We start from the raw sequence: 25,130 nt of genomic DNA on the forward strand, positions 1-25,130 counted from the left end.
TCGTTCAAACCTGATAACACTCGGGGTGGGTTGCCGCCGGAACATCCGGGACATCCGGGACATAACGGGGAAGCTCCGCGAACAAGCTCACGCGGCGGAGTATCTGCCAGAACACCTGCTCGAACGAGCGCTCACGCTCGGCCTGACTCATGCCTTCGGCGAGCGGATCGGGGAAGTCCCATTTGCAGAACAAGGGAGTACCGGGGAAGGCTGGCGCATGGTACTCGTCGAGACGGTGATCGAGTGCGACGATGATGTCCATCTGAGGAGCCCACTTCCCGGTAAATTCAAGCCAGCTTTTCGGGCCGAGCACATTCAGATGGGACACGCCATGTCGAAGCTGGGCAACCGCCAACGGATGCACTCGCTCATCGGGCCTGTCACCGGCACTGAATGCGTTGAAGCGATCGCCCGCAAGCTCGCGCAAAAACGCCTCAGCCATGATGCTACGTGCTGAATTCTCCCGGCAGAGAAACAGCACGTTATATTTTCTGCTCACCTGCTTTCCCCGTGCGGTGCGTTCTGGCTATTGGCTCTTCCTGATGATGCTATGTTGCACAACTATCGTCTCGGCTCGATACCCGCTGCGCTCCTAAGCCGTTGCAGGCCGTTTTTGCAGTTCGATTTTCAAAGCCGCATCGTAAGCGGCCACTTTTGGGTGGTCAGCTTGCTATCGGCCATACGGCGAAAAACTTGAGAGGAGCCCGTAATTCAGGCCCGGAACGGGAACCGACCCGGCCAGGTGATGGCAATGGCGCGCACGGCCGGCCGCCGGCGCATAGAACAGCTCACGAATATTGAAGAACGCTTGCGGGCGCGCTGGCGAGAGACCTGGCGGCGCGATACTCGGCGAAGGCAACAGGGCGCAACGGGGTCGCACGGCATCAGAGGTCGACGAGCACGGAGTCGCCTCGCACTGCTTCGATCCCGAACCCTGGAAGCCCAGCCCAACTAGACCAGGCGCCCTGCCTGAAGGTCAGCGAACGCTTCGGCTATTTCGCTATCGGTATTCATCACGAACGGGCCGCCGAAGGCGACGGGCTCATCGATCGGCGCACTCAGCCATCAATAGAAACGGACCGTTCGCAGTGACATGGCAGGGGTCGATGACAAGGCGTGCGGCATGGTTGCGGCCACGCACTTGCCTCGCGCCTGCTGTTTCGACTCGATCGATCAGCAACACGGTTCACCTGTCTCCTGCCGCGGCCGCCTGCCCGTTGCCGGTCTCGTGCGTGAGAACATCGGCTTTCGGCACACCCAGCGCCTTACGAAACTTAGGTACCAGCATATGCGCGGATTTGGCCAACCGGTTGAGCCATCCGGCCGTGACCAATCCCAGTCCCGGCAAATGCGCCACGCCCGCCCGGCTTCCGAGCGTGACGACCATCGTGGGATCGTTTGTTTTCGGCTTGTACTGCTTGAGCCGATCCGAACGCCCTTCGAGCACCGACCGGATGTTGGCTTCAGCCACTTTGACCTGACCTTGCACGTGCCAGGCCATCTTGTTTTCCGCAAGGTCGGTGATATCGCCGATAGCGAACACGCTGCTTTGCCCGCTAACGCGCAAGGACCGATCGACCTTGATTCGTCCCGCGGAATCCAGCAATTCGGGATGCTGCGCCCGCATAAACGCAGTGTTGGGCTGCCCGCCGATGCACCACAAGAGAAGATCATAGGAAAGCGTGCGACCGCGATCGGTTGTGGCTTCTCCCCCAGGACCGAACAAGTCGTCGGCAGGCTGGCGTCCCACCAGGCGCTCATTGACGATGACCGCTACGCCTCGTCCGGCCAACACCCGTTGCGCGTGCGCGGCCAGCTTCGGCGAGGTCCCCCCAAGAATTCGCGGCCCTGCCTCCAGCACGGTTAGCCGTTTGTCAGGAAACGTCTCGCTGATTTCCCCCGCGACCTCGATCCCGATCGGGCCACCGCCGACGATCAAGACGTTACGTGCCTGCAGCAGGCGGAGATGGAAGCGGCGATAGAAGGCCTTGCGCTCATCGAGCGTGCCCCCTTCAGAGCGCATCAGCGGATTCGAAAAGCGGCTGCCGGTCGCCAGAACGCTCACGTCGCCCGACAATACCGACGTGCGGCCATCCAGCTCTTGCACTTTTGCGCCATCAGGGGACCACTCGATCAGCCGCCCGCGAACATGCCTGACCGTCGGCAGCGCAGCCGAAAACGGGATGGTCGCCGGCTCGGCGAAGTCCGGGGCAACGAGGCTGCGCGGCGCCGACATGGGCACTTCGAAGTAGTCGAGCGGGTCCACGAGCGTAACCTGATAATCCCGGCCAAGCCGGCGAGCCAGCGTCGCGCCAGCGACCCCGCCGCCGAAGATGACAACGGTTCTGGAAGAAAGCGACATGGGAGATCCTCTATTGCCAATGGGCACGCGCGCCGACTGCAAGGCGGCGCTCTGTACACGTGTTGGTCACTTTTGGTAACCTGGTAACGGTACAGTACTGGGCAGGACACTGACAAGAAGGCACATGAATGTTACCGACCCGGAAAATTCGCTCGGGCAAGCAGCCAGCCGCAAAGCAGGCCACGCAGCGTGGCAGATCCCTGCCGGCGCTGACTCAGCAGCACGCGGGCTCGCTGGAAAGTTCGGATTGCCAGGCAGTGGGCGCGGTGCTCTCGCGTATCGGCGACAAGTGGAGCGTGCTCGTCGTCATGCAGCTGGCTGACGGGCCTCGTCGCTTCAATGAGTTGAAAAGAGCGATCGGCGGCATCTCGCAGCGCATGCTGACGCTGACTTTGCGCGGACTGGAGCGTGACGGAATGATTACGCGCACCGTATTCGAAACCGTGCCGCCGAGGGTCGATTATTCGCTGACTGAACTGGGTCAGTCATTGAGGTCGCCTGTCGAAGCGCTTGGCATGTGGGCGTTCGAGCATCTTCCCGCGATCGAGAAAGCGAGGCAGGCCTTCGATATCCGGCACGGACCCGATAAAAGCACTTGATGGAGAGGCTTGGCAGGCGAGGCCCGGCGCGTCGTCGCGTCGTGGGCAGCTTCGAACGGGGCCTTGCAGTACGGCTTTCGGCAAAGGGCAAGGCGTTGCGCCTTGCCCTTTCTACACGATCCGGCGCGATCCGGCGCTTTTGACTCCGAACGCCGTCGGTGGCCTAGATGTTCAGGCGCGAGACCTTGGTGCCCTCCAGCGAAACATCGGCCATCAACCCTGCGTTGGTGAGCACGAAGACTTCCACCGGATGCGTGGCCGTATTGGTGTCGACCACGCCGTTCGCGCCCACGGTCACGAGCGCGACCGAAGCGTCGGCGCCCGCTGACCAGCCATCCGTCGCGCGGAATTTGTCGAGCGCGTCCTGCGTCATGAAGGCAAAGATCAGCGCCTTCGACTGGGCGCCGGCCGTCAGCCCGAGCGAGCCGGAGACGGTGCTGTAGTAGCCCACCGTCGCGCCTCCCACGCGCAGCGCGCCCTCGCCATACTGGCCGCCGACGATGAAGCCGGCCTGGAGCACCTCCGGGAACACCAGCACGCCGCGCGACTTCGCGATGAGTTCGTGCGAGCCCTTCACGGTCGAGAAGAGCCGCGACAGCGTGCCGTCCACCGACGCGTCGATCGACTGCCGCTTGGACATATTCGTCGCGGCCGTCGGCTTGGAACCTGTCGTCGTGCTGCAGCCTGCGAGCGTGAGACCGCCCGAGGCGAGCGTCACCGCTGCCGTAAGCATGAAGTTGCGTCGTTGCATTTGGTTATCTCCACACGAGTGAGAGTGCGGGGAAGTCACAGCAAATCCCATGCCCGACCTCTCCGCGTCAGTTGGCCGAAGCCCGCTTCGGGCGAGACAGCCCCGTCGCCGTGGCCTGATTGTGCCCGAATAAGGTGTGGCGCGTTCGTTAGATAACAACGGAGGTCATTGACGACGGTCAGGGTACGTGCGAAGGGCTCGCGCTCAAATGCATGCGCACGAATCCCACGTGCTCGCGCAGCACGTAGAACGCATCGGCATAGGCGAGCGGCATGCGCAAGGTGTTGAGCGAGCGTTCGATCTCGTCGAGCTCTTCGAGGAGCGCGCGCCGCTGTTCTTCGCTCTTGTGCTTGAGCGCGTCGCGCTCGATGGCGATGAGCGCGCCGTAGTAGCGATAGATGCGCGAACGCACGCGCCATCGATACAGCGCGGGTATGGCGCGCAACGCCGGAATCACCAGCACCGCCAGCGGCAACAGCAGCACGAGAAGGCGGTCCGTCACGCTCGCGAGCCAGAACGGCAGCGCGCGATAAAGAAAGCTCTTGCCCGACTTGTAGTAGCGCGTGGCGTCCTCGCTGATGCGAAAGTCGTGCACGGCCGGGCTCGGAAACTCGCCCTCGCGCTGCATGAGTCCGGGCTTGCCGTTCACCTCGCCCGCCGCCTCGATGAGCAAATCGGAAAGCGCGGGATGCAGCGTGTCGCGCGCCACCAGTTGCACGGTCGGACCGATCAGATGCACCGTTTCGGGCGGCTGGCGCCGGCGCAGGTCGAGCACGCCGGGCGGCAGGTCGATGTTCTCGAGAAAGGGAAAGAGCCGTGTATAGGCGGACGCTTCATCGAAGCTCATCACCGAGATGCCGGGGATGTCGAGCAGACGCAGCATCAACCCGCGCGTGGTGGAGTCGCCGCTCAGCATGGCGGCTTCCACCCTGCCTGAGACGAGCGCCGTGGCGGCTTCCATGCCGTCGAGCGGGAGGAAGGTGGAGTCGCCGCCCGGGTCGAGGCCGTTCGCGGCGAGCAGCTTGAGCGCGAGTTCGCGCGTGCCGCTGCCGACGCGCCCAATGGCGATGCGCATGCCGTCGAGCTGGGCGAGCCGCGTGAGACCCGAGCCGTGATAGAACACGACGATGGGCACATAGGCCACGCTGCCGAGCGACATGAGCGAGTGCGTGTCCATGCCCTCGGCCACGCCGCCCTGCACGAACGCGAGGTCCACGCGTTCCTTGGGATCGAGCAGGCGCTGCAGGTTCTGCACCGAGCCGTCCGATTCGAGGATCCTGAGCTTCACGCCGTTGCGCGCGAGGATCGTGCGGTAGGCCTCGGCCATTTGCATGAACGAGCTGTCGGCGGGCCCGGCGCTGATCGTGATCGTATGGGGCGGCGCCGGGTCGACGAGCCAGAACACCACGCCGATGACCGCCGCGCAGAACGCCGCCACCGGCAGCGCAGTCATGACGATATCGCGCCAGGCCGGGTGCGCGTGGTCTCGCAGGAAATTGGGCGGCGGCGGTCGATGTCGTCTCATGGGGCGGCATTCAGTCAGACTGCTGGAGATCCCATGATGCCATTTTCGCGACAGATCTGATGACTGATCTGGCCGCCTTGTCTGGTGAGCTTCTGTAGGGAGCTTGTGTGGTGAGCTTCTGTGGTGGACTGGTGAACGCCCGATGGACGCAGGTCGTCTGGTGGCCGGCTTCAGCCGCCTGCGGCCTTCGTGAGCGCGAACAGTTCGGCGCGCAGCGCCTTCGCGCGGTCGCGCTTCATGTGCTGCTCGAACTCGGCCTGCGCGTCGAGCCACAGCGCATGCGCCTTCTCGTAGCGGCGCGCGCCCGCCGCCGACAGCCGGTAAACGAGCGTGCGCGTGTCGTGTTCGGCCGCCGCCGTGAGCACGAGGCCATCGCGCTGCAGCGGCTGCAACGCACGCACGAGCGTGGTGCGGTCCATCACGAGGTCGTCGGAGAGTTCGGCGGCCGTGGCGTCGGGCCGGTTCGCGAGGCGCGAGAGGATCGTGAACTGCGCGGCGGTCACGTCGGCCTGCGAAAGGTGGCGCTCGTAGAGCTGCGTGACGAAGCGCGCCGCCTGGCGCAGCGCAAAACAGTTGCATTCCTCGCGCGTTATGCGCTTCGTCATCGTCGTCATTTCCGCTTCGCTCCTCGTTCGAGCCGCCAGAGGCGGCTCGCGCATCATACTTTCTCGAGGGCGAGCGCGATACCCTGGCCGCCGCCGATGCAAAGCGTCACGACGCCGCGGCGCAGCCCGTCGCGCTGCATCGACCACGCAAGGCGCGTCGTCAGGATCGCGCCCGTCGCGCCGATCGGATGGCCATGCGCGATCGCGCCGCCCTCCACGTTCACGATGTCGTCGGGGATGCCCAGTTGCTTCATGACCGCGAGGGGCACCGCCGCGAAGGCCTCGTTGATCTCGAAGCGATCCACGTCGCCGAGGGACCAGCCCGCGCGCCGCAACGCGAGCTGCACGGCGGGCACGGGACCGAGGCCGAACAGGCCCGGCTCCACGGCCGCCACGCCCCACGCCACGAGCTTCACCATCGGCGCCAGGCCCTCGGCTTCGGCGAAGCCGCGCTCGGCCACGAGCATCGCGCTCGCCGCGCTGTTCAGGCCCGGCGCATTGCCCGCCGTGATCGTGCCGTCCGGGCGAAACGCGGGACGCAGCCTGGCGAGCCCTTCGAGCGTCGTGTCGGGGCGCGGCGCTTCGTCGGTGTCGATGCGCTCCATGCCCTTCTTGCCCTTCACCTCCACCGCGACGATTTCTTCCTTGAAACGCCCCGCCGCTTGCGCGGCCGCGAAGCGCTGCTGCGAACGCGCGGCCCAGCTGTCCTGCTCCTCGCGCGTGAGCGCGGCCTGCGTCACGAGGTCTTCGGTATGCCAGCCCGAATGCTGGCCCGAAAAGGCATCGACGAGACCGTCACGCAGCATGCTGTCGTGAATCTCGGCGTTGCCCATGCGGTAGCCCCAGCGGCCGCCGTCCAGCAGGTAAGGCGCGCGGTCCATGTTCTCCATGCCGCCCGCGAGCGCGACGTCGGCGAGGCCCAGCATCACTTCCTGCGCCGCGCTCGCGACCGCCTGCGCGCCCGAGCCGCACACGCGATTGACGGTGAGCGCGGGCACCTGCACCGGCACGCCGCCGCCCAGTTCCGCCTGGCGCGCGGGATTCATCTTGTTGCCCGCCTGGATCACGTTGCCGAGCACCACGGAGCCGAGCCGGGCCGGATCGAGCTTCGCGCGCGCGAGCGTTTCGCGCACCGCCGCCGCGCCAAGCTCCGTGGCGGGAATGCCCTTGAACCCGCCGTTGTAACCGCCGATCGCCGTGCGCACCGGCTGGCATAGAACGATTTCGCGCGTGCTCAGTTTAGTCATCGTCACTTCTCCTTTGATGTCCACGATTCGATTCTATGTATGCATATGCACACTTTCAACCGGTTTTGTGGAAGAGGCGCTCGCGTGCGCTGGCACGATCGATGTCGTCGGCGCACGCCGGGCGCGTTGAAAAACCATCAAATTGCCGGGGCGGCTGGGAAATCGACTTCCGTGTCGTTGATGCGGTTCACGAGATTCGTGAACGTGATCGACGTCACCGCGAGCGCGATTTCGACGATCTGGCGTTCCGTGTAGCCCGCCTCGCGAATCGCGTTCACCTCCCCTTCCAGCAGCGTGCCCTGCGTGGTCACGAGCACGCGCACGAAACGCACGAGCGCGTCGCGCTTCGCATCGCCGCTCGGCTCGCCCGCGCGAACCGCCTTCATGGCTTCCGGCGTCAGGCCCGCGAACTTGCCCATCAGGGTGTGCGCGGCAACACAGTAGTCACAGCCGGCCGCTTCGCTCACCGCGAGCTTGATCGCTTCGAGGTCGGACTTCGAAAGTGTGCCCGCGCCGATCACGGCCTCGACGGAAAGCAACGCGCCGAGCGCTTCGGGGCTATGCGTGCCGATGGTGGCGTACGCGTTGGGGACCTTGCCCACGGCCTTGTGGATCTTCGCGAAGATCTCGGCGGCGGCGCCGGTGGCGGCTTCAGGCTTGATGGCGGAAAGACGGGACATGTTCTGCTCCTTTGAACGTTGCGTGGGTTCGCGTATGGGTGTCGGCATCGCGGTGCCATCGTCGATGGCATGGACGCAGTCTAGTCGCGCATCGCTGCGCTTTTAATGCCAGAATGGCGCGTCTTCATGCTCGATCGTCTCACCTGCCCATCATGGATCTGCTGAGTCGTCTTCTCGCGCTGATGCCCGTTGCCGGGCGCCTCGACGTGCGCTGCCATTTCGGCGCGCCCTGGCGCATCGACCAGCCCGGCACGGGGCCGCGCGAGATCCGCTACCACGTGCTGCTCGAGGGGCGCGCGATCGTGGAAGACGCCCATGGGCCGCCCCTCGCGCTGCATGCCGGCGACATCGTGCTGTTTCCTTCCGGCAGCGCGCACGTGCTGCACGACGGCAGCGGCGCGGCGCCCGCGGCCGTCGATCGGCGCATGGAGAACGGCGTCGCCCTGGATACCAATACGGGCGACGGCGCAAGCGCCGACGTGCTGTGCGGCAGCTTCCTGCTGCCCGCCGTGCCGCAACGCCTGCTGCGCGAGAACCTGCCCGAGCGCCTCGTCGTACACAGCGCGCGCGACGGCGCGCAAGCCCCCGAGCGGCTCGTGCGCCTGATCGCGCTTCTGCGCGACGAAGCGTATGAGGCGGCGCCGGGCAGCGAGTCGCTCGTGAACCATCTCTCGGGCGCGCTCTTTGGCCTCACGCTGCGCTATGCGAGCGCCGGCGACGCCCCGCCGCGCGGCCTGCTCGCGCTCGCGCAGCGCCCGCGCCTGCAACCCGCCATCGACGCCATGTTCGAAGCGCCCGGCAAGCCGTGGACGCTGCCCGAGCTGGCGCAGCTTTGCCACATGTCGCGCGCCACTTTCGCGCGGCATTTCGACGACGCCATCGGGCGCTCCGCCGCCGAAGTGCTCACCGATATCCGCATGACGCTCGCGGGCCGCATGCTCGCGCAAGGCAACCAGAGCGTGGCCGAGATCGGCGAATTCGTGGGCTACCAGTCGGACGCCGCGTTCCAGCGCGGCTTTAAGCGCCATGTCGGCATGACGCCCGCGCAGTGGCGCTCGCTTGCGCGCGAGACGGCGCCGGGCGCCTGAAGCCAAGGTCGTCGCTTCCAGCATGGCGGTCAGCCCCCATGCGCGGGCGCGTCTTGCGCCAGCACCACGTCGCCGCTCTGGCTCCATCCGCCGCCCAGCGACCGGTAGAGCGCGACCGCCGCGAGCGCATGCTCGCGCTGCGCGTCGTTGAGCAGGTCCTGATCGGCGAGCAAGGTTTGCTGCGCGCTCAGCACGTCGAGAAAGTCCGTGGCCCCGCCCTTGTAGAGCTGGTTGGCGAGCTTGAGCGATTGCGCCGACGAAGCCAGCGCGTCGTTGAGCTGCTGCGTCTGCCCCGCCGTGCTCACGAGGTCGCTGCGGCTGTCCTCCACTTCGCGCAACGCCTGCAGCATCGTCTGCTGAAGATTCAGCTGCGATTCGCGCATGCGGCTCTCGCTCTGGTCGATCTCGGCCGTGATGCGGCCCGCGTTGAAGATCGGGCTCGTCGCACCGATCGCCGCGCTGAAGAGGTTGTCCGTGAGCGTGGGCATGCCGAGATACGACGCCGCGAGAATGCCGTCCGTGAGATTGAGCGTGAACTTCGGATAGCGCTCCGCGCGCGCCACGCCCACTTCCGCCGCGCACTGCTGGACAGTGGCGTAAGCGGCCTGCACGTCGGGGCGGCGCAGCAGCGCTTCCGAGGGCAGCGTCTGCGGCACGCTCGCAGGCACGCCGGGAATGGGCGCGGCCTGCGCGAGCGCGAGCTGGGCGACGTTCTCCGGTGTGCGCCCGGTGTATACCGCGATCAGATTCAACTGATGATCGATGCTCGACTGCGCACGCGGGATGCGCGCTTGCAGTTCGCTCAGCTGTGTTTGGGCGCGCGCCACGTCGAGTTGCGTGGAAAGACCGTATTTCAGGCGGTCTTGCGTGAGCAGCAAGGTGCGCTTGCGAATCTCCAGGTTGTCCTGAAGGATCTTCAGTTCCGCCTGTGCATAGCGCAGATCGACATACGCCGAGGCCGTATCCGCGGCCAGCGCGAGGCGCACCGCATCGAGCGCATGCTTCTGGCCGACGAGGTTCGCCTGCGCCGCCAGCAGGTCGAGCCGCTCGCCGCCGAACACGTCCGGCGACCAGCTCAGCGCGAGCCCCGCGCCTGCTTCCTTCACGTAGCCGAGCGGCGGCGGCGTGTTCTGCCGCCTGTAGGTGGCTTGTGCCGTGAAATCGAGTTGCGGCAGCAACGCCGCATGCTTTTGCGTGGTGATCGATTGCGCCTGCTTCACGCGCTCGGCGGCGGCCTGCAGATCGAGGTTGCCTTCGAGCACCGTGGCGAGCAGCGCGTCGAGCGTCGGATCGCCGAACTGCGCCCACCAGGCGCGCGCTTCGATGGCGTTGCGCGGCGCGTCGATGCGCCACGCCGCTGGCGCCGTTTCGTGGACCGTGGCGGGCAGATCCGGGTGCTGCGCGGGCTGCACCGCGCAGGCCGCCAGCACGGCGGCAGAAAGCATCGAGAGTACGAGGCGCATGGGGTTCGACGAGCGTTCAGGGGTGTGCGGGGTTTGCATGAAGCACCTCAATGTGCGTCGGGCGGCGGGCCGCCGAGCGAGATCGGTTTCGAAAACGCCACGCACGCAATGGCGACCACGAAGCAAAGCGAGAGCAGGTAGAACGTGTCGGAAAACGTCATCACGAGCGCCTCGCGCAGCACCAGCGCATGCAGTTGCGCGAGCCCGGCTTCGGCGGCATCGACCGCGTTGCCCGCCACCGACGACCAGTACGCGGTGCGGCCCGCGAGCAGCAACTGCACCTGCGGCACGCCTTCGGTCACGCTTTCGTTCAGGCGCAGATAGTGGAAGTTGAGCCGGTCGTTGAGCATCGTCGCGCTCACCGCAATGCCGATCGCGCCGCCCAGATTGCGCATGAGGTTGAAGAGGCCGCTGGCCGACTTGAGCCGCGAGGGCGGCAGCGAGCCTAGCGACATCGTCACGATGGGCGGAATGGCGAACTGCTGGCCAATGCCGCGCAGCGCCTGCGGCACGAGGAATTGCTGCCAGCCCCAGTCGTGCGTGAGCGGCACGTACAGATAGCAGCCAAGGCCAAAGCAGACGAGGCCGAACAGCAGCAGCGCGCGCATGCTGAAATAGCGTGTGGCGAAGGCATAGACGCCGAGCGCGAGCAACTGGAACACGCCCACGGAAAGCAGCGACAAGCCGATTTGCAGCGAGCTGTAGCCGCGCACTTCGGCGAGAAAGAGCGGCGTGAGATAGACGGCCACGAAAATGCCGATGCCGGTTACGAACGAGAGCAGGCTGCCAATGCCGAAATTGCGCACGAGCAGCGCGCGCAGATCGACGATGGGTTCCTTCGCCGTGAGCGCATGCACGATGAAGAGAAAGCCGCAGATCGCCGAAATCCAGGTACACGCGACGATCACGTCGTCGCCGAACCAGTTCTTGCGCGGACCTTCCTCCAGCACGTATTCGAGGCAGCCGAGAAAGCCGCACATGAGCGCGATGCCGAGATAATCGCCACGCTTGAGCAGGGAGAGATCGGGCTTGTCGATATTCACGTACTTCGGCACCAGCGCCGCCACCGCGATGCCCGGCACGAGATTCAGATAGAAGAGCCAGTGCCACGACCATTGATCGGTGATCCACCCGCCGATCACGGGACCGAGCGTGGGTGCGAGCGAAGCGAGCGCGCCGATCGTTGTCGACGCAACGAGACGTTGCTTGCCCGGAAAGAGCACGAAAGCGGTGGTGAAAACGGTGGGGATCATCGCCGCGCCGAGCGCCCCCTGGAGGCCGCGAAACACGATCATCGAGTTGATGTCCCAGGCGAGACCGCACAGCATGCTCGTCACCGTGAAGCCCACCGCGGAGGCGACGAAGAGCCAGCGCGTGGAGAACACCTTGGAGAGCCAGCCCGACATGGGAATCACCATGATCTCGGCGATCAGGTAGGCGGTCTGCACCCACGAAAGTTCGTCCTGGCTCGCGGAAAGCCCCCCGCCGATGTCACGCAGCGACGAAGCGACGATCTGGATGTCCAGCGTAGCCATGAAAAAGCCGATGCACATCAGCGCGAACGCGAAGGCGCGTTGCGCGATCGGCTGCAGATGCGGAGCGAGCGGCTCGTCGGGGTTCGATATTGCGCTCGTCGTGGTCGCGTTCATCGCGGTGGTGTTCATCGCAGTGGCCTCATCAATGCGCTGGCGCGAGATGCACTTTCACGGTCGCCGAAAGACCGGGCCGCAGCGCGTCTTCCAGGCCCGGCGGCACCGGGGCGTCAAGACGAATGCGCACCGGCACGCGCTGCACGATCTTCGTGAAGTTGCCCGTGGCGTTCTCGGGCGGCAGCACGCTGAAGGTCGCGCCCGTGGCCGGCGCCAGGCTCTCCACGGTGCCGTGCAGCGTGCCGGTGGCTGCGTCGAGCGTGACGTCGGCGCGGTCGCCCGCATGCATCTTCTTCAACTGGTCTTCCTTGAAGTTCGCATCCACCCAGAGACCCGTCGCGGGCACCACGGTAAGTAGCGGTGCGCCCACGTTGGCAAGCGTGCCGACACGCGCCGTCCGGTTGCCGATATAGCCGTCCACCGGGGCAGTCAGCGTCGTGTATTCGACGTTTAGCTGTGCCAGGCGCTGGTTGGCCTCTGCTGTCGCGACACGCGCCTGCGCATCGTTGACCTGCGCGGCGAGCACATCGAGCTGGCGCTGCGCCGCCAGCACCGCCGCGCCGCTTTGCGCGACCGAGGCCTGGGCCTTCGCGTAGTCGGAGTCCGCGCGCTCGACCAGCTGGCTCGACACCGCGTCGTCCTTCACCAGCGCGCGGTAGCGCGTCTGGTCCTGGCCACTGCGCGTGAGTTCGGCATTCGAGGCGCGCACTTCGGCCTGGTGCTGGTTGATCACGGCTTCCTGCAGGGCGCGCTTCGCCTGCAACTCGTCGACGGCGGCCCGCGCGCTCGCCAGCTCGGCATTGGCCTGAGCAAGCTTCGCGTCGTAGTCGCGCGAATCGAGCCTCAGCAACACCTGGCCCGCGTGCACGCGCTGGTTGTCCTGCACGGGAATATCGGAGACGAAGCCGCTCACCCGCGGCGCCATGACCGTGACGTTGCCGCCCACGTAGGCGTCGTCGGTGCTTTCGACGAAACGCAGCACGAAAAACCAGTAGCCGGCCGCGGCGGCCAGAACGAGCGCAACCGCGCCCAGCGCGAGTTGCATGCGCGAAATGCGCGAGCGCTCGCGCGCCTGAGCCGGTTCGCCCGCAACGGGAGTGGAAGGACTCGACATGTCGTTTACCTGTGTATATGCACTGATTAAGACAAAAAAACGCCGCAGTATCGAATTCGCGACGCAACCTGCAAAAAGCTAGACGGCCCGTGTGATGCGAAACAGCTCGCGGCGCAGCCACGCGGCGCGTTGCGACCCGAAGCGGCGCTCGAACTCGTCCTGCGCCGCGCGCCAGTGCCCGTGCGCCGCATCGAGCCGCGCGCGGCCCGCCTGCGTGAGCGCGAGGCGGCGGCGCCGCTCGCCGCTGTCCGGCGAATCGGCCACGAGCTCGCCGCGCAGAAGGGGCCGCAAAGCGCGCACGAGCGTGGTCCGCTCCATCACCATCGAGCGCGCCAGCTCCGCCATCGTGAGATTCGATGCCCGGCCGAGCGCGCCCAGAATGCTGTACTGCGTGGGCGTGAGCCCCGCCGCGCTCAGATGCCGCTCGTATAGCTGCGACAGATGCCGCGCGGCCTGGCGAACGGCAAAGCAATCGTCGTGTTCGGGTGACTGGTAGCTGTGCATATGCACAGACTAGACGGCAATCGAACTTCGAACAAGGCTCATGCGTGGCATCACATTATGGCCGAACCGACAACAATCACCCCATTCCTTTCATTTCACCTTCGATTTGACGGGCGCTTCATGCGCCACGTTGTCGAAGAACGCGGTTGCGTGGTCGATGAACGCGCGGACCTTCGCCGGCAAAAGTGTGCGTGTGGTGTAGGCGAGCCGAATCTCGATCTTCATGTCGACGATGGGGTAGTCGTCGAGCAGCGTCACGAGCCTACCCGATTTGAGTTCGTCCCGCGCGAGCGCTGTGGGCACGATGCCGATGCCGAAGCCTTCCAGCACCATCGCGAGATTGAACTCGGGGTTGTTCGAGGTGATCTCGTGGCGCATTGGTACGACGATTTCCTCGTCGCCCGCGCGAAACGTGATGGAGGGCTTGCGCATGGACACCAGCGTCGGGACGAACATATGCCCGGCGAGATCGGCGGGATGCTTCGGCATGGGATGCGTGGCGAGCCAGGCGGGCGTCGTGACGAGCGCGAGCGGAATGCGCTCGAGCAGGCGCGTGACCGTGGACTCGTTGTTGAGCATGAACGGCAGCACGAGGCCGAGGTCGTAGCCGTCCGCGATCAGGTCGACGGGGCGCTCGGTGAGCGTCACGTCGAGCGTCACCTTCGGATGCGCGCGCTTGAAACTCGCGATGAGCGGCACGAGACGGTTGACGGTGGCCGTGGTGTGCGCGACCAGACGCAGCACGCCGCTCGCTTCGCGGGTTTGCACGGTGGCATCGGCCTCTAGTGCGTCGAGGTCGTCGAGCACGCGGCAGCAGCCTTCATAGAAGCGCTCGGCGGCCTCGGTGAGCGACACTGCGCGCGTGCTGCGATGAAAGAGCCGGTTGCCGAAACGTTTTTCGAGCCTCGCGATCGCGCGGGATACCACGGGCGTGGTGACGCTGTGCATGTCCGCGGCGCGTGTGAAGCTGCGCGCCTCGACGACGGAGCGGAAGATCCGCAGGCTGTCGATGTAGTCCATGGTCCTGAGGGCGAATGGGGTTCGTGTAGCTTAACACCGCGAAATGAGACCGGCCCGTGCACGACGATCGACGGCGTTTTGCTCGATGCCCCTGCGCAGCGGCATCGCGCTGCACGATGAAACACCGGCGCGATGCCGACATGCGCCGCGGCAACCGCGTCATGCTGTTGCCCGGCCGTATCGTCAGAACTGCGCGGTGGCCTGTACGCCGACCGTGAATCGCGCGGTCGGGAATCCGCCGGGCTTGTAGATGGGCGTCCCGACGAACAGGTCATAGCTGAAGCCCGCATACTTCGCCGGTACGCCCCCACGGATGCCGATCACCGCGCCGGCGAGCTGGGTGCCTGCGAGGAACGCCGTGCCCGGCCCGAACACATGGCCGTAGTCGATGCCCGCGTAGAGCGTCTGCCCCGTCTGGAACACGGGCCAATGCAGCTCGTTGCGCCAGTAAAAGCCTCGCTCGGCCGCGAGCATCGTGTTGCCGTCGAAGCCGCGCACGGTGTAGCGACTGCCAATGCTCAGGTCATCGATAAAGAACAGCGTGTCGTTGGTGAACTGGCCGTGGGCGGTTCCCACGTAGGCGAAACGCTGCCCGCCGATGGCGAACGGCACCGAGAGGTTCGCGTCGAGCACCGCCATGTGGAAGCGGTAGGTGGGGCCGTTCGGGTACGGGTCCGGCGTCGCGCCGAAACCGCCAACGCCCTGGCGGTAGGCGAGCGTGCCGTCGAACTGCGCCGCGGCAAAGTAGTGGCGGTTGGTCAGGCCAAGCTCGATGAACGTGTTGTTGCGCGCCTGCGTCGGGATCGCCGCATCATCCATGAAGCTGTCGCCGAAGCGCTTCGATAACTGGAACCAGACACCGCTCACGTCGTTCTGGCCGCGGGAGATCACGCGCGCGAGCCGCAACGTCGCCGTTTGCGAATTGCCGCTGGCAACGAATAGATCGCCACCCGTTCCCGCAATGGGTTGGTAGTAGGTGTTCGTGTTACCCGACAGCGTGGCGGCCCAGTAGCCCCAGGGGATCGAGTACGAGCCGTTGAAGCCGTGCGAGCCGAGCGACTTGTTGCCGAACGAGAGGTCCTGGTTCGCGCCGACCGTGAAGATATCGTTCAGCCCGAGCGGGTTGTCGATGCCAAGGCTCACATTGCCTTGCCACTTGCCGGTGGCGTCGGCGCCGGCGTTGTCTACCGAGGCAACGAACGTCCACGGCTTCCTGCGCTTTACGGTCACAACCACGTCACTCTCGCCAGGCGTGTCCGTTGGCTCGATCTGCATGTCGGCGTCCTGGCTGGCGATGCGCTTCATCTGCTCCAAACCCTGCTCGAGATCGCGCAGGTTCAACAGGTCGCCGCTGCGCGTCGGAAAGGCGGACTTCCACGTCCCCCACATCGACGGATCGGCAAGCTTCACCTGACGGACGACGCCAGGAACGAGCGCGAGCCGCAGCGTACCCGATGACAGGTCCTGCTCGGGTAGTAGCGCACGCGTGGTGATATAGCCGCGTGAGAGGATTGCCTGTTGCAGGCCCTTTACGAGCACGTCGATCCCCGCCTTGCCGATGCATTGGCCCTTGTAGTGGTCGAGCCATTCGAGCGCGAAGGCGAACGGGTCTTGTGGCAATGCGGACGCGCGGTGTTTGCGTGCAGAATCGGGGAGCGTGGGCGTAGGTCGTCCCGTTGTTCGTGATACCCGTATTCGAGTTGAGAATGACGTTGCCGCTCGCGGTAGTCTTGCCCGAGAGCGTGATCCGGCCGTCGGCGTTGAGCGTGAAGTCGCCCGCCTGCGCGGCAATCACGCCTTCATTCGAAACACCCACCCCATGCTCGTTACTGGCCAGAAGGATTTTCCCGGCGTACATGCCGCCCAGCTGGCTCACGTCGATCGACACAGAAGACGGCACGCCGTCCCCGGCGATCGGAGTGGCCGCGAGCGTGTCGTGGTTGACGCTGTTCGCACCGGCAACGACATGCAGGCTGTTCGCGTAGATCGCGGCGTTGACCCTCACGGCTCTGGCGATCAGGTCCACCTGATCCACGTTCGACGCATCGAACCCCGCGCCCTGCACGGTGATGTTGCCGCCCGTGACGTTGTAGCCGGTGAGCGCGCCGCTGGCGTCGAGAAGCGGCACGCCCGTCGTCAGGACGGCGCGCGACGTATTGATGAATCCGCCGCCATTGACGGAAATTCCGGACGGATTCGCGAGCACGACCGTCGCCCGCTGACCCGCGACCTCGAGAAAGCCGTTGAGCTGCGAGGGGTTGGCGCCGTTGACCTGGTTGACGATGATCCGCGCCGACTGGCCCGGTGCATAGTTAGGATTGCCGTTGATCTGACCGCCGAGCTGCGTGCCGGTGATCGTCGGCGAATTGTTGAGAATGGCGCCGCGTTGCTGGACGTCGAATTGCGAATAGGTGTTCATAGACACGCCGGCGCCGCTGGGCCGGTTGACGTTCACCTGCGGCAAGCCATTCGCGCTGCTGATGACGCCGGGCGCATGTGCGCCCGAAGGCACGATCTGCGCGAGCGCCGACAGCGGTGCCCCGCCCAGCAACAACGCGGTCGCCGCCACGGCGGCTTCGCCGCTTCCCCGTTTGCCGCATACCGTCGCGCGCTCTTCGACCGCGACGAGCATGTTGCGCACTCGGCTGAACACCAGTCTGTAGTTCTTGTTCATCTTCGCCCAACATTGCATTCGGTCGGGCGATTCTGGCCAGACGCGTATCTCAATACACGTCAAAAATTGTCAAAGTGAGGATTACAGAGAAACTTTAGGAATTGTCCGAATGAAACTGACGCATTCCGCATGAATCGTGTGGTGAGCGCACAACGGCAGCGTCAGGTTTTGAGCAAGCAAAGCCTCGCACTACGCCTCGCCCTCGCCCGCCCCAAACACCTCCGCACAAAACGCGCGGCCTTCATCCGACAAACTCGCCCTGCCCGTCCCATCCTCAGCCTGGGTCGTCACGACGAGACCGCTGTCCACGAGCGCGGTGAGTTGCCTGCGCAGTCCGCTCATCGGCACGCCGGCCTGCTTCGAGAGTTTCGCGAAGGACCATGCCCGCCCCTGGCGTTCAGGCTGGCCGTGCTTCTCGCACTCAGCACGCCACAACTGCTCGAGCACCGCAACCAGCACCGGATCGACGCCTGCGTCGTCCGCTTCGCCGTCGTGCGGTTTGTCTGCGTTCATCGTCTGTCTCCTCATGCCATCTTCGCGACCATCTCGCCTAGCGTCTTGAGCGCGGCTTCGGTCTGCGCATTCCATGGGTAGCTGTAATTCAGCCGGATGTAATGGTGATACTCGTTGCGCATCGAGAACATATAGCCGGGCCCGATGGTGATGCCTTGCGCGAGCGCCGCATGATAGAGCCGCATCGAATCGACGCGCGGCGGCAATTCCACCCACAGCACGTAGCCGCCCTGGGGCTCCGATGTGCGCGTGCCCGCCGGGAAGAAGCGCTCCACCATCGCCCGCATGAGGCGCGCCTGTTGCCGGTAGAAGCGCCGCACGCGGCGCAGATGCCGGTCGTAGCCATCGTGGCGCAGGTAATCGGCGAGCGCCACCTGGGGAACGGAGGGCGTCGTGAGCGTGTTGAGGAACTTGAGCTTCTCGACCTGCGCGCGGTAACGCCCCGGCAACGCCCAGCCAATACGGTACGACGCCGAAAGACTCTTCGAAAACGAGGCGCAGTGCAGCACGAGCCCGCGCGTATCGAACTGCTTGAGCGTGGAAGGCCGCGTCTGACCGAAATACAGCTCCTGATAGACGTCGTTTTCGATCACGGGCAGGTCGTGCGCCTCGGCAATCGCCACGAGCCGCGCCTTGTGCGCATCGGGCATGCGAAAGCCCAGCGGATTCTGGAAGTTCGGCATCACCATGCAGGCCGCCACCTTCTGGCGCGCGAGCACGCGCTCGAGTGCGTCGAGGTCGATGCCGGTGTCCGCGTGCGTGCTGACTTCGATGGCGCGCATGCCCAGACGCTCGATGGCGTGCAGCATCGCGTAGTAGGTGGGCGACTCCACGGCCACCGTGTCGCCGGGCTTCGCCACGGCCTGCAGGCTCAGGTTGATCGCCTCGGTTGCACCCACGGTAACGACGATCTCCTCGGGGTCGACGCTCACTCCGTTTTCCGCGTAACGCCTCGCGATCTGGCGGATCAGCTCCGGGTTGCCGGGCGGCAGGTCGTCGATGAGGTTCCAGCTCGCATGGCGGCGGGCAATGGCGTTCGCGTACTGGTTGATGCGCCGCCAGGGGAACAACGCCGGGTCCGGGTACGGCGAGCCGAGCGGCACGGCGTCCTGCGCGCCGATGCTGCGCAGCGTGGAGAGGACGAGGCGGCTCACGTCGACGTTGGCGGGCACCGGCTGCCTCGGTGCGCTCGCGCGGCGCGGCTTGGCGACGGTGGCGCCGGACGTGTGTTGCGCATCGCTCGCACCGCGGCCTTGCGGCGCGCCCACGCGCGCACGCACGAAATAGCCCGATTGCGGGCGCGATTCGATCACGCTGCGGCTCTCCAGCAACGCATAGGCGCGCAGCACCGTCTTGATGCTCACGCCGTGCTGCTGGCTCGCGCGACGCACCGAGAGCACGCGCTCGCCGGGGCCGAACACGCCGCGCCGAACGGCGGCTTCGATGTCGTCTGCGAGTTGCTCGTAGCGGTTCATGTCCGGGTTGCGTTCATCAGGCGGAAAAGGAGGCCACGCAAGCGTTGGCGATCCTCGCAAGTCTATGGCAAAACGCCGCAACTGTACCCCTTGTCTTTCGGTTTTTCTGTGATCTCCCGGAGTACAGGAACACAGTAGCCTTGACTCATCGGGCAGACCGCCCTCGCCAATCGAAAAAACCACCGCATCATGAAGAAGCCGCAAGGTCGCATCGAGCCGTACCACCATCCCGCCGCCGGCTGGGGCGCGCTCAAGCAGGTCGCCATCAACCTCATCAAGGAAAAGGTGACGGGCGGCAATTACCGCACGCTGCTCAAGCAGAACCAGCCCGACGGCTTCGACTGCCCCGGCTGCGCGTGGCCCGACCGCGAGCACGCTTCGACTTTCGAGTTCTGCGAAAACGGCGTCAAGGCCGTGGCGGCGGAGGCGACGAGCAAGCGCGTGACACCCCGGTTTTTCCAGGAGCACACGGTCAGCGAGCTGATGGCGCAATCGGACTACGAACTGGAGCAGCATGGCCGCCTGACCGATCCGCTCGTCTACGACGCGCAGCAGGAGCGCTACGTGCCGATCGAATGGGACGATGCGTTCAAGCTGATCGCGAGGCACCTCAAGGCGCTCGACGATCCGAACCGCGCCGCGTTCTATACGTCGGGCCGCGCGAGCAACGAGGCGGCATTCCTGTATCAGCTCTTCGTGCGCATGTACGGCACGAATAACTTCCCCGACTGCTCGAACATGTGCCACGAGGCCACGAGCCGTGGCCTGCCGGGCACGGTGGGCATCGGCAAGGGGACGGTCACGCTCGACGATTTCGAGCACGCGGATACGCTCCTGATCTTCGGCCAGAACCCGGCGACGAACCACCCGCGCATGCTCGGCGAGCTGCGCGAATGCGCGAAGCGCGGCGCGACCATCGTCTCGATCAACCCGCTCAAGGAACGCGGGCTCGAACGCTTCGCGAGTCCGCAGCATACGCTCGACATGCTCTCGCCGAACGGCATGCAGATCAGCTCCGTATTCATCCGCCCGCGCGTGGGCGGCGACTTCGCGCTCATCAAGGGCGTGGCAAAGCGCGTGATCGAACTCGACGATGCTGCGCTCGCCAACGGCACGGAACGCGTGCTCGATGTCGATTTCATCGCTCGGCACACGGTTGGCTTCGAGGCCTTCGCCGCCGATCTGCGCGCCGAATCGTGGGACACGATCATGGCCGAAGCGGGCGTGCCGATCGAAGACGTGCTCAAGCTCGCAGACATCTATGCGAAGGGCCGCGCCGTGATCTCGACGTGGGGCATGGGTCTCACGCAGCACAAGAATTCGGTGGCGACGATCCAGCTGCTCTCGAACCTCATGATGATGCGCGGGAACATCGGCCGCCGTGGTGCGGGTCTGTGCCCGGTGCGCGGCCATTCGAACGTGCAGGGCGACCGCACGGTGGGCATCGAGGAAAAGCCGACGCAGGCGTTTCTCGACCGTCTCGGCAAGGCCTACGATTTCGAGCCGCCGCGCGAGCACGGCTACGACGTCGTGGAAACGATCCATGCGATGCTCGAAGGCCGCGTGAAGGTGTTCATCGGCCTGGGCGGCAACTTCTCGATCGCCACGCCCGACACGCCGCGCACGTGGGAGGCCATGCGCGCCTGCGCGCTGACGGTGCACGTGACCACGAAGCTCAATCGCAGCCATCTGGTCCACGGCCGCGACGCGCTGATTCTGCCCACGCTCGGTCGCACGGAAATCGATGTGCAGAACGGCGTGCCGCAAGGTGTGAGCGTCGAGGACTCGATGAGCATGGTGCACATCTCGTACGGTATGAACCGGCCCGCTTCGACGAACCTGCTTTCGGAGATCGCGATCGTCGGGCGCATGGCGCACGCGACGCTCGGCAGCGAGAAGGTGGACTGGCTCGCCCTCGCCGCCGATTACGCGAAGATTCGCGACGGGATCGAGAAGGTCTTCGACGGTTTCGAGAACTACAACGAGCGCCTGAAGCAGCCGGGCGGCTTTCACCTGGGTGTGGCCTCGCGCGAACGCGTGTGGAAAACGCCCAGCGGGAAGGCGCAGTTCGTCGTGCATGCCATCGCACTCGATACGCCGATTCACCGCGCGCGCGCCGAGCACGGCCCGCGCCTGATGACGCTCATGACCACGCGCTCGCACGATCAGTACAACACAACGATCTACGGCCTCGACGACCGCTATCGCGGCGTGTATGGCTTGCGCCGCGTATTGTTCGCGAACCGCGAGGACATCACGATGCTCGGCTTCGAGCCGGGCCAGCGCGTGGATATCACGAGCGTGTGGGACGATGGTGTTGAACGCCGAGTCGACGACTTCATGCTCGTGGAGTACGACATTCCTCGCGGCTGTCTCGGCGCGTACTATCCGGAAACGAATCCGCTCGTGCCGCTTTCGTCCATCGCCGATGGCGCCGGGACGCCTACTTCGAAGTCGATTCCGGTTTTGCTGAGCGCGGCTATGGGGGTGGCCGTCGCCGGTTGATTCGTTGGCCTTCTGGTTTTTTTCGCTTTGGCCGTTTCTTGATTTCGCGGCGGTATGCAGGCGTTGCCCCTGTGCGGGGCGGCACCTACTTTTCTTTGCCGCGGCAAAGAAAAGTAGGCAAAAGAAAGCCGCTCACACCGCCAATGCCTGCCACCATTCACCTCTCGCCGTAATGGGTGAATGGCTCCGGAGCGTCTGTCACCTCGCACCTTCAAAGCCAGTGACAAGGCACTCATTCATCCCGCCGCTCGCTACGCGCGCTGCGGAAGGGTCTGCATGGGAAACAGAGGGGCATGGCAAGTGTCGCGAAAACGCACGCACGCCAATGTTTTTTTTTCGTTATGCCCTTCGGGGCGCGGAGCGCCGCCGGAAGGATGAGCGCCTTGTCACTCCGTTTGTGGGCGAGTGGTGACGGACGCTCCGGAGCCATTCACCATCTACGGCGAGAGGTGAATGGTGGCTGGCGCTGGCGGTGTGAGCGGCTTTCTTTTGCCTACTTTTCTTTGCCGCGGCAAAGAAAAGTAGGTGCCGCCCCGCACAGGGGCAACGCTTGCATACCGCCGCGAATCAGGAAAACCCCAAAACAGCAACACCCAGCGAAGCTGATCAGCCAGCAAGCTTGCGAAACGTCTCCAGCACCGCTTCGCCCTTGAAAGGCTTCACGATCCACCCACGCACGCCGGCTGCCTTGCCGCGCTCCTTCATCGCCGGGCTGCTTTCCGTGGTCAGCATCACCACGTTCACGGCCGTATTTGCCAGCTCGCTGCGAATCTTCTCGACCATCGTAAGACCGTCCATGTTCGGCATGTTCACGTCGCTCACCACGAGCTTGACGCCCGGGTTCGAGCGCAGCTTCGCAAGGCCGTCCTTGCCGTCCACCGCCGTGTCCACGTCCAGCCCGTTCTTGCGCAGAAAGCCGGCCACTTCGTCGCGCACCGTGCTCGAATCGTCCACCACCAGGATCTTTGCCATCTCGTTCATCTCCATCGCGCCGCATTTGGCGCGTACTTGATCAAAATAATTCGAGCTCGCCGCTGGCCTGTTCTTCAACGGCTGCGGCCGCGGCCTGCGCGGCCGTCTCGTCAAAGCCTTCGCGCGACCAGCCGAGGCTGAACACGAACCGCTGGTCGATCACCACTTCGCGGCCCGTAGCCGGACACGTGAGCCGGTACTTGATGCACAGCTGCGGATTGTCGGAGCCAAACGACAAATAGCGCCGCCGATGATTGATGAGCAGCGGCACCTGCACCTGCGCACGGCCCCAGCCCGCTTCGTCGGCGGCGCGCGCGTTGCCCAGATAACGGTTGCGAAACGCGCCCCACACGAGATTCGTAAGTTCGGCGAGGACGCCGTTCACGTCGCGGAAGTCGCTGGATTCGTCGCGCCCCGCTCGCGGCGGCAGCAGCTCGATCAGCGGCATCTCCTCGGTTTGCATCAGCAGCCAGCCGCGGCACCACGCAGTCTCGATCGGAATGAGCGTGAGCACTTCGCCGAAAATGATGCGGTCGCGCACGATGCCCGGCGTGTCCCAGTTCAACTCGAGATCGGGAAAGAGGCCTCGCAGGCGCCCGAGCGTCATGTCGGTGATACCGTCCACGAGCGGGTCCGGGTAGTCGTGCGAGAACACATGCGCTTCGAGCGCCGAACTCAACGCTTCCGGTTCGCTCTCGAACCAGCTTCCGCACGGCACCCGGCGCAGCGGTTCGGGCAGTTCGTCGACGCGCCCGGTCGATGCGCGCCGCAACACGATCGGCAACTCCGGGCGCTCGGCTTCGAGCGCGACGGCCACGGCCGCCGCGGCTTCGCGCGAGCCGCCGAAGTCTTCGCCGAGCAGCACGCCGCCCAGGTCGTAGTGCGTCTTCAATGCCGCGGTGAGCGCTTCTCGCCGCACCGGCACGCACGCACACTCATGCGCGGCCCCAATCTGCGCAATCGCCTCGGCGCGCGCCGTGTCGCTTTCCAGCAGCAGCAGCTTGCTGACTGGCTTGTTCGCGTTCATGTTTCCCTTCTCTGCTTTCGACTGCCTGTTTTCATTGCCGCGCGCGGTGCGCGCTCAAAACAATTCGAGTTCGCCCGCACTGTCGTGTGCCTCGATGGCGGTGCTGCTCGCCACGAAATCGATCGGCGCCTGCGTGCAAACGCAAAGCGTCGCGCCGAGCCGAATGTCATGATCGATCGTCAGCGCATAGGACTGCACATAATCCGGCTTCAGTTCACGCAGATACGGCAAGCATCCGCTGCTGAGCGCGTAGGGCGTGGACATGCCGAGGTCTGGGAAGTGCTCGACCAATTGCTGGTTCATCGACCCGCAGCACAGGTTGCCGAACTCCATGAAGCATTCGGTGAGCTCGCGCGTCGCGTCGCCCACGTAGTAGCGCTGCGTGCGTTCGTCATCTTCGAAATGCAGGAGCAGCAGCAGGCGGAACTGCATCGACGAAATCGTCAGTACCACCAGGCGCTCGCCCTGGGGCCCTTCGCCCGCGCGCGGCACGATCTCGCAGCTGTGCTGCGAGTCGGTCACGAGCCGCGTGCGCGCCGCCGCGAAAAATATGCGCTCGATGCTGTCCCTGGCGTGCGGGCCGATCATGCCTGGGCCCCGGCGCGCGTCGCTTCGAGCTGCGCATGAAGCTGTTGCGACGAGGCCTCGACGCTCGCGAGCGTCGCGGAAATCATCTTGCCGCCCGCCTGGATGTCCTGGAACGTCGCGGCCGTGATGAGGTCGTTGCGGTTCAGGCTGTCGCGATAGCTCTTCGAAAGCTCCTGAGAACGCGTGGCGAGCGCGCGCACTTCACCGGCCACGATCGAGAACCCGCGGCCCGCCGCGCCCGCGCGCGCCGCTTCGATGGACGCGTTCAGCGAAACGATCAGCACGTGGCTCACGATCGACGAGAGCTCATGGTTCTTCTTGTGCATGTCGCTGTTCTGCGCCATCAGCGAGATCATCTGTTCGTGCCAGCGCTCGAACGTCGAGGACATGAGCTTGAGCCGCGAAGCCTCGCTCGCGATACGCCCCGCGCGCTGCATGGCTTCGTCGCGAAGCGCGCGTTCGCCTTCGAGCGCCGCTTCGAGCGCGTCCGCCACGGACTTGCGCTGGGCGAGCTCCGCGCGCAGCGATTCGATCTGCGCGGCCAGCGTGCCCTGTTCGCGCGCGGCTTCTTGCTGCTGCGCCGCGTGGCGCGCTTCGGCCTGTGCGAGCGCGGCGGCGTGCGCCGCGTCCCGCGCGAGCGCCGCGTCTCGCGCCTGCGTTTGCGTGCGCTTGTGCCACACCGCGGCCGCACCAGCTGCGAGCGCAATCGGCACAATCAGCGCCGCGCCTTCAATCAAATACGGTAAGACCACTGCAACCCCCGCCATGC

21 protein-coding genes and 3 pseudogenes are annotated in these 25,130 nt (G+C 65.3%); 3 read left to right on the forward strand and 21 right to left on the reverse strand.

The window, feature by feature from the left end:
* Positions 1-4 precede the first annotated feature (4 nt).
* From VSR34_RS08370 to VSR34_RS08380, 3 genes and pseudogenes are all read right to left on the reverse strand, one after another.
* The gene (locus VSR34_RS08370; protein WP_081715929.1) at positions 5-499 is read right to left on the reverse strand and encodes an arsenate reductase ArsC; all 495 of its coding nucleotides are present in this window, start codon (positions 497-499) and stop codon (positions 5-7) included.
* A 452-nt stretch (positions 500-951) separates the two neighbouring features.
* A pseudogene (locus tag VSR34_RS08375) lies at positions 952-1,056 on the reverse strand (pirin-like C-terminal cupin domain-containing protein); the annotation flags it as partial.
* A gap of 130 nt (positions 1,057-1,186) precedes the next feature.
* Positions 1,187-2,362, reverse strand: a complete 1,176-nt coding sequence (locus VSR34_RS08380) for an FAD-dependent oxidoreductase (protein WP_042287903.1) — start codon at positions 2,360-2,362, stop codon at positions 1,187-1,189.
* Positions 2,363-2,619: 257 nt separating this feature from the next.
* On the opposite strand from VSR34_RS08380, the gene VSR34_RS08385 reads away from it, so the two are divergent.
* On the forward strand, positions 2,620-2,961 hold the full coding sequence (locus VSR34_RS08385) for a helix-turn-helix domain-containing protein (protein ID WP_306303673.1): 342 nt from the start codon (positions 2,620-2,622) through the stop codon (positions 2,959-2,961).
* A gap of 163 nt (positions 2,962-3,124) precedes the next feature.
* Here the strand turns inward: VSR34_RS08385 and VSR34_RS08390 are convergent, their stop codons facing one another.
* The 5 genes from VSR34_RS08390 to VSR34_RS08410 all read right to left on the reverse strand — a co-directional run bounded on the left by VSR34_RS08390 (position 3,125) and on the right by VSR34_RS08410 (position 7,769).
* Positions 3,125-3,712, reverse strand: coding sequence for a YSC84-related protein (locus VSR34_RS08390; RefSeq protein ID WP_342962308.1), 588 nt, complete (start codon positions 3,710-3,712; stop codon positions 3,125-3,127).
* A gap of 178 nt (positions 3,713-3,890) precedes the next feature.
* A complete protein-coding gene (locus VSR34_RS08395) occupies positions 3,891-5,237 on the reverse strand; it encodes a TAXI family TRAP transporter solute-binding subunit (protein WP_342962309.1) in 1,347 nt (448 codons plus the stop codon).
* Between the two features lie 170 nt (positions 5,238-5,407).
* A complete protein-coding gene (locus tag VSR34_RS08400) occupies positions 5,408-5,842 on the reverse strand; it encodes a MarR family winged helix-turn-helix transcriptional regulator (RefSeq protein WP_028229750.1) in 435 nt (144 codons plus the stop codon).
* Positions 5,843-5,895: 53 nt separating this feature from the next.
* The gene (locus VSR34_RS08405; RefSeq protein ID WP_028229749.1) at positions 5,896-7,080 is read right to left on the reverse strand and encodes a thiolase family protein; all 1,185 of its coding nucleotides are present in this window, start codon (positions 7,078-7,080) and stop codon (positions 5,896-5,898) included.
* 146 nt (positions 7,081-7,226) lie between these two features.
* Positions 7,227-7,769 (reverse strand): carboxymuconolactone decarboxylase family protein, encoded by a 543-nt coding sequence (locus VSR34_RS08410; protein WP_028229748.1) that lies wholly within the window; start codon positions 7,767-7,769, stop codon positions 7,227-7,229.
* Positions 7,770-7,921: 152 nt separating this feature from the next.
* Here VSR34_RS08410 and VSR34_RS08415 point away from each other — a divergent pair, with 152 nt between their 5' ends.
* Positions 7,922-8,857 carry an AraC family transcriptional regulator gene (locus tag VSR34_RS08415; protein ID WP_342962310.1) on the forward strand — a complete coding sequence of 312 codons (936 nt, stop codon included), beginning with the start codon at positions 7,922-7,924 and terminating at the stop codon, positions 8,855-8,857.
* 29 nt (positions 8,858-8,886) lie between these two features.
* On the opposite strand, the gene VSR34_RS08420 is transcribed toward VSR34_RS08415, so the two are convergent.
* The 9 genes and pseudogenes from VSR34_RS08420 to VSR34_RS08460 form a co-directional block, all read right to left on the reverse strand.
* Positions 8,887-10,359 (reverse strand): efflux transporter outer membrane subunit, encoded by a 1,473-nt coding sequence (locus VSR34_RS08420; protein WP_342962311.1) that lies wholly within the window; start codon positions 10,357-10,359, stop codon positions 8,887-8,889.
* 8 nt (positions 10,360-10,367) lie between these two features.
* Positions 10,368-11,969, reverse strand: coding sequence for a DHA2 family efflux MFS transporter permease subunit (locus VSR34_RS08425; protein ID WP_342962351.1), 1,602 nt, complete (start codon positions 11,967-11,969; stop codon positions 10,368-10,370).
* A 28-nt stretch (positions 11,970-11,997) separates the two neighbouring features.
* On the reverse strand, positions 11,998-13,083 hold the full coding sequence (locus VSR34_RS08430) for an HlyD family secretion protein (protein ID WP_342962312.1): 1,086 nt from the start codon (positions 13,081-13,083) through the stop codon (positions 11,998-12,000).
* Positions 13,084-13,161: 78 nt separating this feature from the next.
* Positions 13,162-13,587 carry a MarR family transcriptional regulator gene (locus VSR34_RS08435; RefSeq protein ID WP_028211175.1) on the reverse strand — a complete coding sequence of 142 codons (426 nt, stop codon included), beginning with the start codon at positions 13,585-13,587 and terminating at the stop codon, positions 13,162-13,164.
* Positions 13,588-13,677: 90 nt separating this feature from the next.
* On the reverse strand, positions 13,678-14,607 hold the full coding sequence (locus VSR34_RS08440) for a LysR family transcriptional regulator (protein WP_028211176.1): 930 nt from the start codon (positions 14,605-14,607) through the stop codon (positions 13,678-13,680).
* 183 nt (positions 14,608-14,790) lie between these two features.
* Positions 14,791-16,266: pseudogene (locus VSR34_RS08445) on the reverse strand (ShlB/FhaC/HecB family hemolysin secretion/activation protein); the annotation flags it as partial.
* Positions 16,267-16,357: 91 nt separating this feature from the next.
* Positions 16,358-17,299, reverse strand: a pseudogene (locus VSR34_RS08450) (filamentous hemagglutinin N-terminal domain-containing protein); the annotation flags it as partial.
* Positions 17,300-17,470: 171 nt separating this feature from the next.
* Entirely contained in the window at positions 17,471-17,794 is a 324-nt protein-coding gene (locus VSR34_RS08455; protein WP_036044047.1) for a helix-turn-helix transcriptional regulator, read from the reverse strand.
* A gap of 11 nt (positions 17,795-17,805) precedes the next feature.
* The gene (locus VSR34_RS08460) at positions 17,806-19,269 is read right to left on the reverse strand and encodes a PLP-dependent aminotransferase family protein (protein ID WP_028211179.1); all 1,464 of its coding nucleotides are present in this window, start codon (positions 19,267-19,269) and stop codon (positions 17,806-17,808) included.
* A gap of 189 nt (positions 19,270-19,458) precedes the next feature.
* Here VSR34_RS08460 and VSR34_RS08465 point away from each other — a divergent pair, with 189 nt between their 5' ends.
* Positions 19,459-21,774: an FdhF/YdeP family oxidoreductase gene (locus tag VSR34_RS08465; protein ID WP_342962313.1), complete on the forward strand. Its 2,316-nt coding sequence runs from the start codon at positions 19,459-19,461 to the stop codon at positions 21,772-21,774.
* A 606-nt stretch (positions 21,775-22,380) separates the two neighbouring features.
* Here the strand turns inward: VSR34_RS08465 and VSR34_RS08470 are convergent.
* Genes VSR34_RS08470 through VSR34_RS08485 form a run of 4 tightly spaced genes read right to left on the reverse strand, consistent with a single transcriptional unit; the run spans position 22,381 to position 25,128 of the window.
* Positions 22,381-22,746: a response regulator gene (locus tag VSR34_RS08470; RefSeq protein ID WP_028209901.1), complete on the reverse strand. Its 366-nt coding sequence runs from the start codon at positions 22,744-22,746 to the stop codon at positions 22,381-22,383.
* A gap of 40 nt (positions 22,747-22,786) precedes the next feature.
* Positions 22,787-23,773 (reverse strand): chemotaxis protein CheX, encoded by a 987-nt coding sequence (locus tag VSR34_RS08475; protein ID WP_342962314.1) that lies wholly within the window; start codon positions 23,771-23,773, stop codon positions 22,787-22,789.
* Positions 23,774-23,827: 54 nt separating this feature from the next.
* Positions 23,828-24,361 carry a hypothetical protein gene (locus tag VSR34_RS08480; RefSeq protein WP_028209899.1) on the reverse strand — a complete coding sequence of 178 codons (534 nt, stop codon included), beginning with the start codon at positions 24,359-24,361 and terminating at the stop codon, positions 23,828-23,830.
* Positions 24,358-25,128, reverse strand: a complete 771-nt coding sequence (locus VSR34_RS08485) for a methyl-accepting chemotaxis protein (protein ID WP_342962315.1) — start codon at positions 25,126-25,128, stop codon at positions 24,358-24,360. The genes VSR34_RS08480 and VSR34_RS08485 overlap by 4 nt, the downstream gene beginning before the upstream one ends.
* Positions 25,129-25,130 lie beyond the last annotated feature (2 nt).

The organism is Paraburkholderia sp. JHI2823 (genome assembly GCF_038900695.1).
In the GTDB taxonomy this organism is placed as follows: domain Bacteria; phylum Pseudomonadota; class Gammaproteobacteria; order Burkholderiales; family Burkholderiaceae; genus Paraburkholderia; species Paraburkholderia mimosarum.

Bases quoted from the DNA above. Each gene is read 5' to 3' on its own strand.
- VSR34_RS08380 (WP_042287903.1), bottom strand. From the start codon at position 2,362: ATGTCGCTTTCTTCCAGAACCGTTGTCATCTTCGGCGGCGGGGTCGCT.
- VSR34_RS08390 (WP_342962308.1), bottom strand. From the start codon at position 3,712: ATGCAACGACGCAACTTCATGCTTACGGCAGCGGTGACGCTCGCCTCG.
- VSR34_RS08395 (WP_342962309.1), bottom strand. From the start codon at position 5,237: ATGAGACGACATCGACCGCCGCCGCCCAATTTCCTGCGAGACCACGCG.
- VSR34_RS08400 (WP_028229750.1), bottom strand. From the start codon at position 5,842: ATGACGAAGCGCATAACGCGCGAGGAATGCAACTGTTTTGCGCTGCGC.
- VSR34_RS08410 (WP_028229748.1), bottom strand. From the start codon at position 7,769: ATGTCCCGTCTTTCCGCCATCAAGCCTGAAGCCGCCACCGGCGCCGCC.
- VSR34_RS08415 (WP_342962310.1), top strand. From the start codon at position 7,922: ATGGATCTGCTGAGTCGTCTTCTCGCGCTGATGCCCGTTGCCGGGCGC.
- VSR34_RS08420 (WP_342962311.1), bottom strand. From the start codon at position 10,359: ATGCAAACCCCGCACACCCCTGAACGCTCGTCGAACCCCATGCGCCTC.
- VSR34_RS08425 (WP_342962351.1), bottom strand. From the start codon at position 11,969: ATGAACGCGACCACGACGAGCGCAATATCGAACCCCGACGAGCCGCTC.
- VSR34_RS08430 (WP_342962312.1), bottom strand. From the start codon at position 13,083: ATGTCGAGTCCTTCCACTCCCGTTGCGGGCGAACCGGCTCAGGCGCGC.
- VSR34_RS08435 (WP_028211175.1), bottom strand. From the start codon at position 13,587: ATGCACAGCTACCAGTCACCCGAACACGACGATTGCTTTGCCGTTCGC.
- VSR34_RS08440 (WP_028211176.1), bottom strand. From the start codon at position 14,607: ATGGACTACATCGACAGCCTGCGGATCTTCCGCTCCGTCGTCGAGGCG.
- VSR34_RS08455 (WP_036044047.1), bottom strand. From the start codon at position 17,794: ATGAACGCAGACAAACCGCACGACGGCGAAGCGGACGACGCAGGCGTC.
- VSR34_RS08460 (WP_028211179.1), bottom strand. From the start codon at position 19,269: ATGAACCGCTACGAGCAACTCGCAGACGACATCGAAGCCGCCGTTCGG.
- VSR34_RS08465 (WP_342962313.1), top strand. From the start codon at position 19,459: ATGAAGAAGCCGCAAGGTCGCATCGAGCCGTACCACCATCCCGCCGCC.
- VSR34_RS08470 (WP_028209901.1), bottom strand. From the start codon at position 22,746: ATGGCAAAGATCCTGGTGGTGGACGATTCGAGCACGGTGCGCGACGAA.
- VSR34_RS08475 (WP_342962314.1), bottom strand. From the start codon at position 23,773: ATGAACGCGAACAAGCCAGTCAGCAAGCTGCTGCTGCTGGAAAGCGAC.
- VSR34_RS08480 (WP_028209899.1), bottom strand. From the start codon at position 24,361: ATGATCGGCCCGCACGCCAGGGACAGCATCGAGCGCATATTTTTCGCG.
- VSR34_RS08485 (WP_342962315.1), bottom strand. From the start codon at position 25,128: ATGGCGGGGGTTGCAGTGGTCTTACCGTATTTGATTGAAGGCGCGGCG.